This is a genomic window from Bradyrhizobium sp. 172, from assembly GCF_023101065.1.
Lineage (GTDB): Bacteria > Pseudomonadota > Alphaproteobacteria > Rhizobiales > Xanthobacteraceae > Bradyrhizobium > Bradyrhizobium canariense_D.
Window position 1 is genome coordinate 1,920,734 of the sequence record NZ_CP064701.1, and the last position, 14,415, is coordinate 1,935,148.

Sequence of the window (14,415 nt, forward strand, 5' to 3'; positions counted from 1 at the left end):
GAATGCGAAGCGTGCTTGGGGCACGCCGTCATGCCCGGGCTTGTCCCGGGCATCCACGTTCTTCGAGCGGCTAAGACGTGGATGGCCGGGACAAGCCCGGCCATGACGAGAGGAGGGAGCCCGCAGAAAGCCAAACCCCATGTCCGTCCGCATCGTCGACGTCCGCGAGATCACGAAGCCGATCTCTTCGCCGATCCGCAACGCCTATATCGATTTCACCAAGATGACGACGAGCCTGGTGGCCGTCGTCACCGACGTCGTTCGCGACGGCAAGCGCGTCGTCGGCTACGGCTTCAACTCCAACGGCCGCTACGGGCAGGGCGGCCTGATCCGCGAGCGTTTTGCCTCGCGCATCCTGGAGGCCGATCCGAAATCGCTGCTGAACGCGGCCGGCGACAATCTCGACCCCGACAAGGTCTGGGCCGCGATGATGACCAACGAGAAGCCGGGCGGTCACGGCGAGCGCTCGGTCGCGGTCGGCACCATCGACATGGCGGTGTGGGATGCGGTCGCGAAGATTGCGGGCCAGCCGCTGTTTCGCCTGCTGGCTGAGCGTCACGGCGTCAAAGCCAATCCGCGCGTGTTCGTCTACGCTGCCGGCGGCTACTACTATCCCGGCAAGGACCTCTCGATGCTGCGCGGCGAGATGCGAGGCTATCTCGATCGCGGCTACAACGTCGTGAAGATGAAGATCGGCGGCGCTGATATCGAGGACGACCGCACCCGCATCGAAGCGGTGCTGAAGGAAATCGGCAAGGACGCGCAGCTCGCCGTCGACGCCAACGGCCGCTTCGATCTCGAGACCGGCATCGCCTATGCCAAGATGCTGCGGGATTATCCCTTGTTCTGGTACGAGGAAGTTGGCGACCCCCTCGACTACGCGCTGCAGGCAGCCCTCGCCGAATTCTATCCGGGCCCGATGGCAACAGGCGAAAACCTGTTCAGCCACCAGGATGCCCGCAATTTGATTCGCTACGGCGGCATGCGCCCCGACCGCGACTGGCTGCAATTCGATTGCGCGCTGTCCTACGGCCTGTGCGAATACCAGCGCACGATGGAGGTGCTGAAAACTCATGGCTGGTCGCCGAGCCGCTGCATCCCCCACGGCGGCCACCAGATGTCGCTCAACATCGCAGCCGGCTTAGGCCTTGGCGGCAACGAGAGCTACCCCGACCTGTTCCAGCCCTATGGTGGCTTCCCCGACGGCGTCCGCGTCGAGAACGGCCACATCACCATGCCGGAGCTGTCAGGCATCGGCTTCGAAGGCAAGTCGGATCTCTACAAGGAGATGAAGGCGCTGGCGGAGTAGGGGGCGCGACGGCCACGCCATGCTTTCCGCTGTCATGCCCCGGCTTGACCGGGGCATCCAGTACGCCGTGGCGAATGTGGCGAGAGCGAGCGCTTCAACGGAGGCCTCTGGAATACTGGATCGCCCGGTCAAGCCGGGCGATGACACCGAGATTGTGGACGAACCAACGCAATCAGCCGAGGTCGTCCCTTACGACAGTCGCATATCCAACAGCCGCCGCCCTTCGCCCTTCAAGAGCTTCTTCACCGCGCTCGAGGCCACGACTTCGCCGTCATTGGCGTAGGCTTCGTGGTTCTTCTCGATGTCGTCGAGGCGGTAGAGGTAGTTGACCATCACGCCGGCGGACTCGCGCACGCCCTTCGGCGAGAGATCGCCTAACCAATTGATGCGCTCGAGGCGGGCGCCATTGCCGAGATGGAAGCGCGCGACGGAGTCGATCAGCTTGCCTTTGGGTGTGCGCGCCTTCAGGAAATAGTGCGCCGCGAGCGGTTCGATCACGCCACGTAGCAGTGTCGTTGTCTCGGGGTTCTCGAACCATTTGGGATCGTCGAGGCGCTTCAGGATCTCGCGGTCCTCGTCCGACAGCGGCAAATCCTTGTCCTGCTTCACCCATGGCATGAAGCCCGGCACCGGCGACAGCGTCACGAAATTGTCGAGCTTGGGCAATTCGCGGCGCAGCTCCTCCACCACCTGCTTGATCAGGAAGCTGCCGAAGGAGATGCCGCCCAGACCGCGCTGGGTGTTGGAGATCGAGTAGAACACGGCGGTACGGGCGCGCTCGATCGGGACGGATGGGCGATCGACCGCGAGCAGCGGCGCGATCGCGCCGGGGATCGTCTCGGTCAACGCGACCTCGACGAAGATCAGGGGCTCGTCCACCATCGCGGGATGGAAGAAGGCGTAGCAGCGGCGGTCGACCGGATCGATGCGGCGGCGCAGATCGTCCCAGTCGCTGATCTCGTGCACGGCCTCATAACGGATGATCTTTTCGAGGATGTTGGCCGGGGTCGACCAGTCGATCCTGCGCAGCACGAGAAACCCCCTGTTGAACCATGACGAGAGAAGATGCGAAACGTCGCGATCGAGTGCGGCGAGATCGGCGTGCCTGTTCATCATGTCGAGCAGGTCGGCGCGCATCTTGACGAGATCGCCGGTGCCGCCGGGTGCGCGGTTGAGGCGGCGGATCAGCTCCTGCCGGCGCGGCTCGGAGGCGAAGTGCAGGGCGCTGGCATCCTCGTCGGCCGGCTTGGCGCGCCATGTCTCGATCGCCTTGGACAGGCGTTCCCGATCCGGGCCGAAATCGCGCACCAGGGCTTCGAAAAAGGCGCGACGTCCCGCCGCATCCAGGTCCTGGTAGATGTCGAGCACCTCACGCGCCATGGCGGTGCCGGAAGCTTCACCCCGGCCCGACAGCAGCGCGCCACAGAGCTCGATCAGCCCATCGGCGTCCGGCTTGGTGTCGGCAGAATCCCCGCGGCGAAGCAGCGTGCGGCCGCGCTCGGAGATGGTAGTAAGTAAGTCGGAGAAGAAGGCGTTGGCCATCGGGGCTTTCGTGTCGGGTTTGTGCGGTGCGGGAATCTTACACGGGATTTGGGCGGAATCCGATCACAATCAAGCGGGGGATTTTGGCAAGTTTAGCGGGGCTATGCGCCCCAAGTGAGTTGTCATGCCCCGGCTTGACCGGGGCATCCAGTACGCCGCAGCTTTTCGCTTCTAGCCGCGCCGTCTCGGAGTACTGGATCGCCCGGTCAAGCCGGGCGATGACACCGAGTGTGTGGCAAACTCCGTCGGCGTCCGTCCCGTCACCTGACGGAACGCGGCCGAAAACGCCGGTACGCTGGCATAGCCGAGCTGGGTCGCGAGCTGCTTCACGGACACATTGGCATCGGTGGACAGCCGCTGGATCGCCGCCGCAATCCTCGCACGCTGGCACCAGCTCTTGAAGCTCAGCTGCGTCTCTGTCGAAAACAGCCGCGACAGTGTGCGCGCGGAGGTTCCGACCTCGCGCGCCAGCGCGTCGATGTCGTGCAGGCCGGTGGGATCGTCGAGCACGATCATGGCCGCGCGCCGGCAGCGCGGCTCGTGTGGCAGCGGCACGAAGGTCGCGGAATCCTCGGCCCGGACCAGTTCCAGCATCACTAGCCGAACCAGCAGATCGGTCCGCTCCTCGGTATTTTGCGCGTCGAACAGCGCGAGGATCGCCTGGTTCAGCAGCGGCGACACCCGCACCACGAATTCCTTGGTCAGTCCCTCATGGCGCTGCGCGCGCTTCAGCCAGGCCAAGTCGAAATACAGCGTCCGCATCTCGATGTCGGCGAGCAGATCGATGGCGTGCTGGAGCCCGGCGGGGACCCAGACCGCGCGGTCCGGCGGCACCAGCCAGCGCCCTCCGGGCGTCGTCACCTGCATGGTGCCCCTGGCGGCATAGATCAGCTGTGCCTCGCGGTGCATATGCGGATCGATCCGCATGCCCTTGGGATAGTCGCGTGCGACCAGATGCACGCCCGCGGGCGAGCGATGATTGCTCCGGACCGCCCGGAGGATTGGCGTCTCGACGACAGTCATTGGCAGCATCCCGTCATGCCCAAGACATATAACTCATTTCGGAGCAGGAGAGGATTCCCATGAACAGCCCCAGCCGGGTGATCAGTTTCGTCAACGCGGGCCATTTCATCGACCATTACGCGATGCTGATTTTCGCCGCCGCGGTGATCATCATGGGACCGGCGCTCGGCATGGCCTATTCGGAACTCCTGCCTTACGCGACGCCGGGCTTTGTCGCCTTCGGCGCGGGCTCGCTGCTCACCGGCTGGCTCGGCGACCGCTGGAGCCGTCGCCACATGATGCTGATCTTCTTCGTCGGCATCGGCGCCTCCATGATCTCGGTTGGCTTCGTGCAGACCCCGGCCCAACTCGGCGCGGCGCTGTTCGCGATCGGCATTTTTGCCTCGATCTATCATCCCGTCGGCACTGCCATGATCGTCTCCTACGCTGACAGGCTCGGCCGCGAGATGGGCATCAACGGCGTCTGGGGCAATCTCGGCGTCGCTTCGTCGGCGCTGGTCACCGGCGTGATCGGCCAGTATCTCGGCTGGCGCTTCGCCTTCATCGTCCCCGGCATCGTCACCATCCTGATCGGCATCGCGTTCGCGACGATGGTCGTTCACGAGGACCGCAAGGGCTCGAAGCAGGCGGCAGCGCAGGCGCGGGTCGCCAAGCAGGACATGTGGCGCGTGATCCTGTCGCTGCTGATCGTGGTGATCGCGATCTCCACGACGTTCAACGCCGTCACCGTGGCGCTGCCAAAGCTGTTCGCGGAGCGGCTTGCCGATCTCACCAAAAGCCCGGCGCTGCTCGGCGTCATCGCGGCCTGCGTCTACGTGTTCGGCGCGATGACGCAGTATACGATCGGCCGGCTGCTCGACCGCTATTCGCTGAAGACAGTGGCGCTGCCGCTGTCCTTCATGCTGGCGCCGTTCCTGTATCTCGCCGCGAGCCTGTCCAATCTGCCGCTGATCCTGGTCTCGATCGGCATCGTCATGGGCGCGTTCGGACAGGTCACGGTCAACGACGCCATGGTCGGCAAATACACCAGCGAGGAATGGCGCTCGCGCGCCTATGCCGTGCGCTATTTCATCGGCTTCACCGCGGCCGGCGCCTCGGTCGGCCTGGTCGCCTGGCTCTACGAGCAGGGCGGCTTCGTCACCATGCTGCATGCCTTCGCCGCACTCTGCCTGCTCGCGATCGCAGCCGCGATCATTCTCCCGCGCGAGATCAGGACACCGCAGGCGGTGTGAGGGATCGGCGTGAGGCGCGCGCCCGTTTCAATCCCGTCATTGCGAGGAGCGTAGCGACGAAGCAATCCAGAATCTTTCGGCGGACGGATTCTGGATTGCTTCCGCCTTCGCTAAAGGTTCGGCTGTCAAGTCGCCGCGCCCGCAATGACGTGGGAGTGGCGGCGGCTCGCGTAGTCTGCCGATGATGCCATCATGCCAGTGTTTTGCCCGACGGGGCAAGCATTTTCGGCAAAGCGAAATTAGATTTCGGCAAAGACGAAATTTTCTCCAGTCTTTTCAACCTCATCTCTACTGTGCATGGGGTTGTTTTCGCGTTTTTTTGTTGAGGCCCCTTACCCGCCGCGAAGTCAAGGAACTCCTGTTGCCTGCCGCGGGTTCTATCCCCGTCATCCCGGCACCTCGCCGGGGCAGATGAAGGGGTAAAATTCCTGCATGCAGTGGAGCCTGCTCCGACCGGTCGGCCTTGTCCCCGCGGCGCTTGTCCTCACCACCGTTGCGGCCAGCGCCGAGGGCGGCAAATCGGCCGGTCCCTCGGAATTCCTGCTGGTGGCCCAGATCGTGCTGTTGATCGCGGTCGGCCGCGGTCTCGGCGAGATCATGCAGCGCCTCGGCCAGCCCTCGGTGATCGGCGAATTGCTCGCCGGCATCCTGCTCGGTCCCTCGCTGTTCGGTTGGGTCTGGCCTGACGCACAGCAGGCAATCTTCCCCAAAACGCCCGAGCAGAAAGCGATGATCGACGGCATCGCGCAGTTCGGCATCCTGCTGCTGTTGCTGCTGACCGGCATGGAGACCGACCTCAAGCTGGTCAGGAAGGTCGGCAAGGCCGCGATCGCGATCTCGATTGCCGGCATCCTCGTGCCCTTTGCCTGCGGTTTTGCGCTCGGCGAATTCCTGCCAGATGCGCTGTTGCCGAATCCGCAAGCCCGCCTGGTTGCGTCGCTGTTCATGGGCACGGCGCTGTCAATCTCCTCGGTGAAGATCGTCGCGGTGGTTGTGCGCGAGATGAACTTCATGCGCCGCAATGTCGGCCAGATCATCGTCGCCACCGCCGTCATCGACGACACCATCGGCTGGATCATCATCGCCGTCATCTTCAGCCTCGCTTCGCACGGCGCGCTGGATATCGCCTCGGTGGCGAAAGCTGTGCTGGGCACGCTGGCCTTCCTCGCGATTAGCTTCACCATCGGCCGCCGCATCGTGTTCCAGCTCATTCGATGGGCCAACGACAATCTCGTCAGCACCGCCCCGGTCATCACGGTGATCCTGCTGCTGATGTGCGCGATGGCGCTGGTCACGCATCTGATCGGCGTCCACACCGTGCTCGGTGCCTTCGTCGCCGGCATTCTGGTCGGGGAGTCCCCGATCCTGACGCGGCAGATCGACGAGCGGCTGCGCGGGCTGATCTCGAGCTTCTTCATGCCGGTGTTCTTCGGTTTGGCCGGCCTGAGCGCCGACCTCACGGTGCTGCGCGATCCCCATCTGCTGATGCTCACCGGCCTGCTGGTCGTGATCGCCAGCGTCGGCAAGTTCGGCGGCGCCTTCGTCGGCGGAACCGTGGGCGGGCTGAACACAAGGGAGTCGCTGGCCCTCGCAAGCGGGATGAACGCGCGCGGCTCGACCGAGGTGATCATCGCCACCATCGGTCTTTCGATCGGCGTGCTCAGCCAGAACCTGTTCACGATGATTGTGACCATGGCGATCGTGACCACGATGGCGATGCCGCCGATGCTGCGCGCCGCGCTGGCAAAGCTGCCGATGAACAAGGACGAGCAAGAGCGCCTGGAGCGGGAAGAATTCGAGAAGCGCGGCTTCGTCGGCAATCTCGAACGCCCCTTGCTCGCCGTGGACGAGAGCGTGAACGCCACCTTCGCTGCCCACATCGCCGGCCTGATCGCCGGCATGCGCGGCTTGCCAATCACCGTGCTGCACATCGGCAAGCGCGCCAAGGATCAGGAGAAGGGCCGCGATGAAGAGGAAAGCGCGGAAACCGTGGTGAAGAAGGCCGCCGAGATCGTATCGGCCCATGGCGATGGCGATGTCGGCAGCGTCGACGTCGTCACCCGGGCAAGGCGTGCGGAGCTCGGCGAGTCCATCGCCGACGAAGCGCGCAAGGGCTTCGATCTTCTGGTCATCGGCGTCGACAAGGTTGCTGCCGCCAAGGATCGCTTCGATCGGAGGATCGAGGACATCGCAGCGAAGTTCGAGGGACCGCTCGCGGTCGTGGCGGCCAAGGGCAAGCACCTGAAGCAGCCGACGCCCGAGGCGCTCAACATCCTCGTTCCGGTCTCCGGCAGCGGCGTCTCCAAGCGCGGCGCCGAGGTCGCGGTCGCGCTGGCGCAGGCGGGATCAGGCTCGCTCCGGGTGATCTATGTCGCGACGACGCGCGACAAGGGCGCGCAGCGCGGCGCCTCGCGTGGTCTGAACCAGGAGGCCGGCATCCTGAAGGACGCCAGCGATCTCGCCGCCCGTTACGAGGTCGACATCACCACGACCTTGCGCGCGAACCGGGCGCCTGAAGCGGCGATCCTGCGCGAGATCGAGACCACCGCCGTCGATCTCGTGGTGATGGGGGTCGATCGCATCCAGGCCGATCATCTCTCCTTCGGCGGCGTCGCCGACGCCGTGCTCAGGCAAGCGAAGGTGTCGGTGCTCCTGGTCTCGAGCGGGGAGGCGCGGCCGACGTCCACGGAGAAAGCCTAGGATTTCACTTCGGCCACTGCCACCGCCTTCGGCGTTTTCTTCGACGCACGCCAGTTCTCGAAGCGCTGCACCACCACGAAGAACGCCGGCACGAACAGCACCGCGAGGCAGGTCGAGGCCAGCATGCCCGAGAACACCGTGATGCCGATCGACTTGCGCGCGCTGGCACCGGCGCCGGTCGCGATCACCAGCGGCACCACGCCGAGGATGAAGGCGAACGACGTCATCAGGATCGGGCGGAAGCGGGCGCGCGCAGCTTCGACCGCGGATTCCAGCACCGGCTTGCCATCGCGGCCGTGCAGCTCGAGCCCGACCTCGACGATCAGGATGGCGTTCTTGGCCGACAGCGCGATCAGCAGGATCAGGCCGATCTGGCAATAGAGGTTGTTGTCGATCTTCAGTGCGTTGAGGATCAGCATGGGGCCGAGCAACGACAGCGGCACCGCCAGGATTACCGAGATCGGCGCGTACCAGCTCTCGTACTGGCCGGCGAGCACGAGATAGACCAGCAGCATGGCGAGCCCGAACACCCAGTAGATCTGGTTGGAGACGGCCTTCTCCTGATAGGACATCGCGGTCCATTCGAAGCCGGTGCCCGGCGGCAGCGTCTTGTCCGCGATCTCCTCCATCAGCTTCAGCGACTGGCCAGAGGAGTAGCCCTGCGCCGGCAGGCCGATCACGGTCGACGATGGATAGAGATTGTAGAGGCTGATCAGCGACGGGCCGGTGGCGGGCGTGATCGTGGCAACCGTGCCGATCGGGATCATGTCGCCGTTCGAGTTGCGCACCATCATGTTGGCGATGTCGCGCTCGGTGACGCGGAAGGCGGGATCGGCCTGGGTGTAGACCTGGAACACGCGGCCGAACTTGTTGAACTGGTTGACATAGGACGAGCCGAGATAGGTCGAGAGCGCCGCGAACACCTGGTCCGTCGTCACGTGCAGCGTCTGGGTCTTGATGCGGTCGATCTCGACGTTGAATTGCGGCACCGAGGAGCGGAACGAGGATTGGACGCGCTGCAGCGCGCTCTGGCTCTGGCCATTGCTGACCATCGCGCCCGTGATGGCCTGGAGCTTGGCGAAATCGCTGTTGCCGTCGCGCAGCTCGACCTGCATCGAGAAGCCGGCCGCGTTGCCGATGCCCTGGATCGGCGGCGGCGGCAGCACCAGCGTGCGCGCTTCCATGATGGCCGCGAGCTTGTCGTTCAGCCCGTAGACCAGTGAGCGCAGATCCTCGCCCGGTCCTTTGCGCGCGTCCCAATCTTTCAGGATAATGTAGGCGACGCCGGCATTGGCAAGGCTGGCGCTGTTGTCCAGCGCGGAGATGCCGGCGATGGTGATGACTTGCTGGACTCCGGGCGTGTCCTTGATCAGCTCGCTCGCTCTGTCGAGCACCTTCTGGGTCCGTTCCAGCGCGGCACCGTCAGGCAGTTGCACGGCGGCGATCAGGTAGCCCTGGTCCTCGATCGGCAGGAAGCCGGTCGGTACCCGGGACAGCCCGTAGCCGCCGATCCCGATCAGCACCAGCGCGATCGCGACCGAGATCGTGCTGTTCCTGCACAGCACGCCGATCAGTCGGATGTAGCCGCGCTCGACGCGGTTGTAGACCGCGTTGAAGCCGCGATAGAAGAAGTTGCGCTGCTCCGGCGGCACCGTCGGCCGCAGCCAGAGAGCGCATTGCGTCGGCTTCAGCGTCGCCGCGTTGATGGCGGACAGAAGCGCGGTCGCCGCGATCACCAGCGCAAATTGCGAATAGATGCGGCCGGTGAGCCCGGCGAGGAACGACGCTGGCAAAAACACCGAGATCAACACCAGCGTGATGCCGACGATCGGCGCGAACAGCTGGTCCATCGCCTTGATCGCGGCGTCATGGCCGTTCATGCCCTGCTCGATGTTGTGGGCCGCGCCTTCCACCACGACGATGGCATCGTCGACGACGATGCCGATCGCTAGCACGATCGCGAACAGCGTCGACATGTTGATGGTGAAGCCGAGCGCGGCCATGGCGGCGAAGGCGCCGATGATGGTCACCGGCACAGTGGTCGCCGGCACCAGCATCGCGCGCCAGTCCTGCAGGAACACCAGGATCACGACCAGCACCAGCAGGCCGGCCTCGATCAGCGTCATGTAGACCTCGTGCACCGAGGCCTGCACGAATTTGGTGGTGTCGAACGGCGTGTCGTACTTCATGCCCTGCGGGAAGGCCTTGGCGAGCTGCGCCATCTTCTTCTCGACAGCCTGCTCGACCTGGAGTGCGTTGGCGCCGGGTGACTGGAACACGCCGATGCCGGTGGCAGGCTGCTTGTTGAGCGAGAAGATCTGGCTGTAGGTCTGCGCGCCCAATTCGACCCAGCCGACGTCGCGCACCCGCGTGACGTCGCCGCTGGTGCCTGATTTGACAATGATGTTCTCGAACTCGGTGGTATCGTCGAGCCTGCCGTTGACGTTGAGGGTGTACTGGAACGCCTGACCCGGCGGCGTCGGCGGTGCGCCGACCTGGCCGGCGGAGACCTGCTGGCTCTGCTGCTGGATCGCCTGGATGACGTCCTGCGGCACCAGGCCCCGGACCTGCAGCTTGTTCGGATCGAGCCACACCCGCATCGAATACTGGCCGGCGCCGAACACGGTGACGTTGCCGACGCCGGGCAGGCGCGAGAGTTCGTCGCGGAGGTTGATGGTGGCGTAGTTGCTCAAATAAAGGCTGTCGAACGTCTTGTCGGGCGAGGTCAGCGTCACGAACAGCAGGATCGACGTCGACCGCTTCTGTACGGTGACGCCCTGGTTCTGCACCGACTGGGGCAATTGCGACAGCGCGCTGGAGACGCGGTTCTGCACCAGCACTTGCGCGAAGTTCAGGTCGGTGCCGATCTTGAAGGTCACGGTCAGCGTATAGGTGCCGTCGGAGCCGCTGTAGGACTGCATGTAGAGCATGTCCTCGACGCCGTTGACCTGTTGTTCGATCGGCAAGGCAACTGTGTCGATCACGGTCTTGGCGCTGGCGCCGGGATAGCGTGTGGTGACCTGCACTGTCGGCGGCACCACGTCGGGATATTGCGCGATCGCGAGGTTGAACAGCGCGACGCCGCCGATCAGGATCATCAGCAGCGCGATGACGTTCGAGAGGACCGGCCGCTCGATGAAGAACTTTGAGATCATGGCAGGCGCTCCTACTTACTTGGCAGACGCCTGCGGCTGCTCGATCTTCGTCACCTGCGGCTCGATCTTCTGGCCCGGAATCACCCGCAGCAGCCCTGCGATCACCACGCGATCATCCGGCTTCAAGCCGCTTTCGATCACGCGCAAACCGTTGTCCACGGGACCGATCTGCACCTTGCGCTGCTCGACAACGTTGTCGCCATTGACGACGAGGAGATAGCGGCCGCCCTGATCGCTGCCGAGCGCGGTGTCGGGCACGAGCAGGGCGTCCTTCTCCTGAGTGAAGGGCACGCGAACGCGGACGAAATAGCCGGGCAGCAGCACCCGCTTGTCGTTGGGGACAAGGCCCCGCACTGCGAGCGTGCCCGTCGACTGGGTGAGGGTCGGGGCGACATAGTCAAGCTTGCCCTCATGCGGATAACCGGCCTCGGTCTGCAAACCGACTTGAATCGGAAATTGCTTCATGTCTGCGGCGGTGAGCCCGCGGCGGGCGGCCTCGGCACGGATGCGCAGCACGTCCTGCTCGTTGACGGTGAAATTCACATAGATCGGGTCCATCGCGACGATGGACGCGAGTTGAGTTGGAGAGGAGACGCCGACGAGTTCGCCGACCGAGACCATGTGAGCGCTGACGATGCCGTCGAAAGGCGCGGTCACGTTGGTGTAGCCGTAGTTGACCTGGGCGAGCTTGGTGTTGGCCTCGGCCTGCTGGAGATTGGCCTGCGCGTTATCGCGCGTCGATGTCGAGGTGTCGAGCGTGGCCTGCGAGACGGCCTGGCGCTGCACCAGCTCAGCCTGCCGTTTGTAGTCGGCTTCCGCCTGCCGGACTGAGGCCTGCGCGCCGGCCTCGGCCGCCCGCGCCTGGTCGAGCTTGAGCTTGTAGGTCTCGGGCTCGATCGTGAACAGCTGGGTGCCCTGCTTGACGAAGGCGCCGTCCTGGTAGTCGATCGATTGCAGGAATCCCTGCACGCGCGCGACGAGATCGACATTCTTGAACGGCGCGGTGTTGCCGGTGGCCTCGACATACCGCGTCACCGGGCGCTGCACCGGCGCGGCGACGTCCACCTTGGGCGGCGGCGGAGCGACGAAACTGTTCTTGTCCTCGCAGCCGGCGAGCGCGGCCACGGCCATCGCGGCGGCCAGTGCCTGCCCGACATGTCTCCACGCTTCGTTGCGCCGTGCGGGAGATGCGGGATTCGCGCAGGTCATTCGGTGGCCCCCGGTTGCTGTCTATCGAGGCGGGAGGCTACCAACAAATGCCCGGACGTGGAACACCATAGCCATGGCAGTCGTCGGCCTTGCGCTGCGGACCGCGCTGTGGCCTTTGGCAGTTTTGCCATCACAAACCGCTTTTTATCGCGCACCCGATCGACCAGAACTATGTCACAGGCCGAGCGACGGCGCGCGAAGCGGTCGGGACGAACAAGAGAAGAATACAAGAAGAAAAGGTCGGGAGATCATGACATGCCCACGTCGGTCCTTAAGTCGGTCCTTGCCGGCCTCATTCTCGCAGCGGCGGTCGTCATGCCCGCGCTAGGCGATGGACTTAAGGACGAGATCGCACCGACCGGCAAGCTGCGGGTCGCGATTGCGATCAGCCTGGCTGGCGGCGCGTTCTGGTCCACCAAGACCGGAGACGGCTATGCCGGCGTGCCGGTCGATCTCGGCAGGGAGATGGCCGGGCAACTCGGCGTGCCCGTTGAATATGTCGTGTACCAGAATTCAGGGCAGATCACTGACGCGGCATCGAACGGCAACTGGGACGTCACCTGGTTGCCCAAAGATCCTGAGCGCGAGAGCAGGATGATGTTCGGCCCGATCTACGAGGTCGCGGACGCCACCTACATCGTCAAATCAGGCTCGAACGTCACCAATTTCGCCACGCTCGATCAGGGGGGCATCAAGGTCGCGGCCGTGAACGCCACGACCACGATGCGCGGCGCGGCCGCGCATCTGAAGAATGCGAAGGTCACGGGCTATCAGACCTATGACGAGATCTTCGGCCTCCTCAGCAGCGGCCAGATCGATGCGTTTGCGCTGTCGCGCGACCAGCTCAACAAGATGGCGCAGAAGATCCCGGGCACGCGCGTGCTCGACGAGACCTTCAAGAAGACCGTCACGGCGGTCGCTGTACCGCTCGGCCACCCCCAAGCGCTGACCTTCGTCACCAAATTCATGAACGAGGCGGTGACGAATGGCACCTTGCGCAAGGCCTACGACAGCAATGGCCTGAAGGACGCGCCGATCCGCACCGAATAGGACGGCGGCGCAGGATGACTGCGCCGCGCTCCGGCCCTACGGCTCCGCGGTGCGGATGCCCGCGGGGCTCACTTGCATCTTGAGCGTGGATGTCTTGTTCAGCGCCTTGCCATCGAACGAGAAGGCGATCAGCTCGTTTTCGACCATGCACTGGGCCACGACATATTTGGACTCCTTGGACCACACCATGCCCTGGCACCAATGGCCGATCTTCGCTTCCGTCACCGGCGTAAGGTCAGTGCCCGAAATCTTGTAGACCTTGAGCAGGCCGAAATCGTTGAAGAACGGCGACGCCGACGGCTTGTTCGAACCGTTCATGACGGTCACGGCCACGTAGTTGCCGTCCGGGGACATCTTCACGGCTTCCGGCGTCTGCCCGACGGTGACTGTCGTGACGACGCGGATCGGTTTCGCCGTCATGTCGATCAGGCTGATCGAGTCGTTGTCGCCGCTGCTGGCGCCGACATTGCCGACGATGGCGGCGGCGCTGCCGGTGACATCGATGTCGTAGGGGCGGATGCCCGCGGAGAGATCGCGCTTGGCGTACTCGACCTTGCTCCCGTCCACAGTCAGAAGCGAGATCTTGCTGTCTCCGTCGCGCGTGACCAGCGCGGTCGCGCCGTCATGGGAAAAGACCGCGTGGCTGGGGCCTGATTTGGCGTCGCCGAGCTAGATCTTGCCGACGGGCGCAAGCGTGCCCCCGCTGATGGTGAAGACCGAGACCGTTCCTTCGCTGCGGTTCGCAACCAGCGCCAGCGTGCCCGCGCGGTTGATCGAAACGCCGGCAGCGCCCGCGCCGGCTTGCAAGGTCGCCAGTACTTTGGGCGGCGTGGATTTCAGGTCGATGACCGAAAGCTTGTCGTCGGGCACCGTCTTGGTCGGATCCGCGGGATCGAGCTTCATCGCGCCGGTAACGAGGGCGAACGCGCCATCCGGCGCAATTGCCACGCTCGGCGGCGGTCCGACGACGCTGGCCGGGGCGGGCACCTCGCCTAGAAGTTTCAAGGCACCGTCGGTGAAGTCGATGACGCTCACCGTGTCCGGCAGTGGTTGCTTGCGCACCAGGGCGCTGCCGTTCTCGAGCACCATCTTGCCGTCATTGGCCGTGACGACGATCTCGGCGTGCGCGGCGAAATTGGCGAGGCCCGCCAGGGATGTTGAGATCAAAGCACATGCGGCACGGCGCGTGCGCTTG

9 protein-coding genes and 1 pseudogene are annotated in these 14,415 nt (G+C 64.5%); 4 read left to right on the forward strand and 6 right to left on the reverse strand.

Annotated features, from left to right (window positions below; all coding sequences use genetic code 11):
- Positions 1-139 precede the first annotated feature (139 nt).
- The gene (tarD, locus tag IVB07_RS09115) at positions 140-1,309 is read left to right on the forward strand and encodes a D(-)-tartrate dehydratase (RefSeq protein WP_018454086.1); all 1,170 of its coding nucleotides are present in this window, start codon (positions 140-142) and stop codon (positions 1,307-1,309) included.
- A 189-nt stretch (positions 1,310-1,498) separates the two neighbouring features.
- Here the strand turns inward: tarD and IVB07_RS09120 are convergent, their stop codons facing one another.
- Both IVB07_RS09120 and IVB07_RS09125 read right to left on the reverse strand, forming a co-directional pair.
- Positions 1,499-2,851 carry a malonyl-CoA decarboxylase gene (locus tag IVB07_RS09120; RefSeq protein WP_085351884.1) on the reverse strand — a complete coding sequence of 451 codons (1,353 nt, stop codon included), beginning with the start codon at positions 2,849-2,851 and terminating at the stop codon, positions 1,499-1,501.
- A 171-nt stretch (positions 2,852-3,022) separates the two neighbouring features.
- Complete coding sequence (locus tag IVB07_RS09125; RefSeq protein WP_026232669.1) at positions 3,023-3,874, reverse strand: helix-turn-helix transcriptional regulator; 852 nt, start codon at positions 3,872-3,874, stop codon at positions 3,023-3,025.
- Positions 3,875-3,933: 59 nt separating this feature from the next.
- On the opposite strand from IVB07_RS09125, the gene IVB07_RS09130 reads away from it, so the two are divergent.
- Both IVB07_RS09130 and IVB07_RS09135 read left to right on the forward strand, forming a co-directional pair.
- Positions 3,934-5,106 (forward strand): MFS transporter, encoded by a 1,173-nt coding sequence (locus IVB07_RS09130; RefSeq protein WP_018454089.1) that lies wholly within the window; start codon positions 3,934-3,936, stop codon positions 5,104-5,106.
- 432 nt (positions 5,107-5,538) lie between these two features.
- Positions 5,539-7,806, forward strand: a complete 2,268-nt coding sequence (locus IVB07_RS09135; protein ID WP_247295001.1) for a cation:proton antiporter — start codon at positions 5,539-5,541, stop codon at positions 7,804-7,806.
- Here the strand turns inward: IVB07_RS09135 and IVB07_RS09140 are convergent.
- On the reverse strand, positions 7,803-10,961 hold the full coding sequence (locus IVB07_RS09140; protein WP_247294998.1) for a multidrug efflux RND transporter permease subunit: 3,159 nt from the start codon (positions 10,959-10,961) through the stop codon (positions 7,803-7,805). The genes IVB07_RS09135 and IVB07_RS09140 overlap by 4 nt on opposite strands.
- A 15-nt stretch (positions 10,962-10,976) precedes the next feature.
- Positions 10,977-12,170 (reverse strand): efflux RND transporter periplasmic adaptor subunit, encoded by a 1,194-nt coding sequence (locus IVB07_RS09145; RefSeq protein ID WP_247294996.1) that lies wholly within the window; start codon positions 12,168-12,170, stop codon positions 10,977-10,979.
- A 255-nt stretch (positions 12,171-12,425) separates the two neighbouring features.
- Between IVB07_RS09145 and IVB07_RS09150 the strand changes: the two genes are divergently transcribed.
- A complete protein-coding gene (locus tag IVB07_RS09150; protein WP_247294993.1) occupies positions 12,426-13,220 on the forward strand; it encodes an ABC transporter substrate-binding protein in 795 nt (264 codons plus the stop codon).
- Between the two features lie 36 nt (positions 13,221-13,256).
- Here IVB07_RS09150 and IVB07_RS09155 read toward each other — a convergent pair.
- A pseudogene (locus IVB07_RS09155) lies at positions 13,257-13,865 on the reverse strand (YncE family protein); the annotation flags it as partial.
- A 24-nt stretch (positions 13,866-13,889) separates the two neighbouring features.
- Entirely contained in the window at positions 13,890-14,387 is a 498-nt protein-coding gene (locus tag IVB07_RS09160; RefSeq protein ID WP_231190411.1) for a hypothetical protein, read from the reverse strand.
- Positions 14,388-14,415: the final 28 nt, after the last annotated feature.

What these genes read in the sequence shown, in the direction of transcription:
- tarD (WP_018454086.1), top strand. Translation starts at nt 140, where the DNA reads ATGTCCGTCCGCATCGTCGACGTCCGCGAGATCACGAAGCCGATCTCT.
- IVB07_RS09120 (WP_085351884.1), bottom strand. Translation starts at nt 2,851, where the DNA reads ATGGCCAACGCCTTCTTCTCCGACTTACTTACTACCATCTCCGAGCGC.
- IVB07_RS09125 (WP_026232669.1), bottom strand. Translation starts at nt 3,874, where the DNA reads ATGACTGTCGTCGAGACGCCAATCCTCCGGGCGGTCCGGAGCAATCAT.
- IVB07_RS09130 (WP_018454089.1), top strand. Translation starts at nt 3,934, where the DNA reads ATGAACAGCCCCAGCCGGGTGATCAGTTTCGTCAACGCGGGCCATTTC.
- IVB07_RS09135 (WP_247295001.1), top strand. Translation starts at nt 5,539, where the DNA reads ATGCAGTGGAGCCTGCTCCGACCGGTCGGCCTTGTCCCCGCGGCGCTT.
- IVB07_RS09140 (WP_247294998.1), bottom strand. Translation starts at nt 10,961, where the DNA reads ATGATCTCAAAGTTCTTCATCGAGCGGCCGGTCCTCTCGAACGTCATC.
- IVB07_RS09145 (WP_247294996.1), bottom strand. Translation starts at nt 12,170, where the DNA reads ATGACCTGCGCGAATCCCGCATCTCCCGCACGGCGCAACGAAGCGTGG.
- IVB07_RS09150 (WP_247294993.1), top strand. Translation starts at nt 12,426, where the DNA reads ATGCCCACGTCGGTCCTTAAGTCGGTCCTTGCCGGCCTCATTCTCGCA.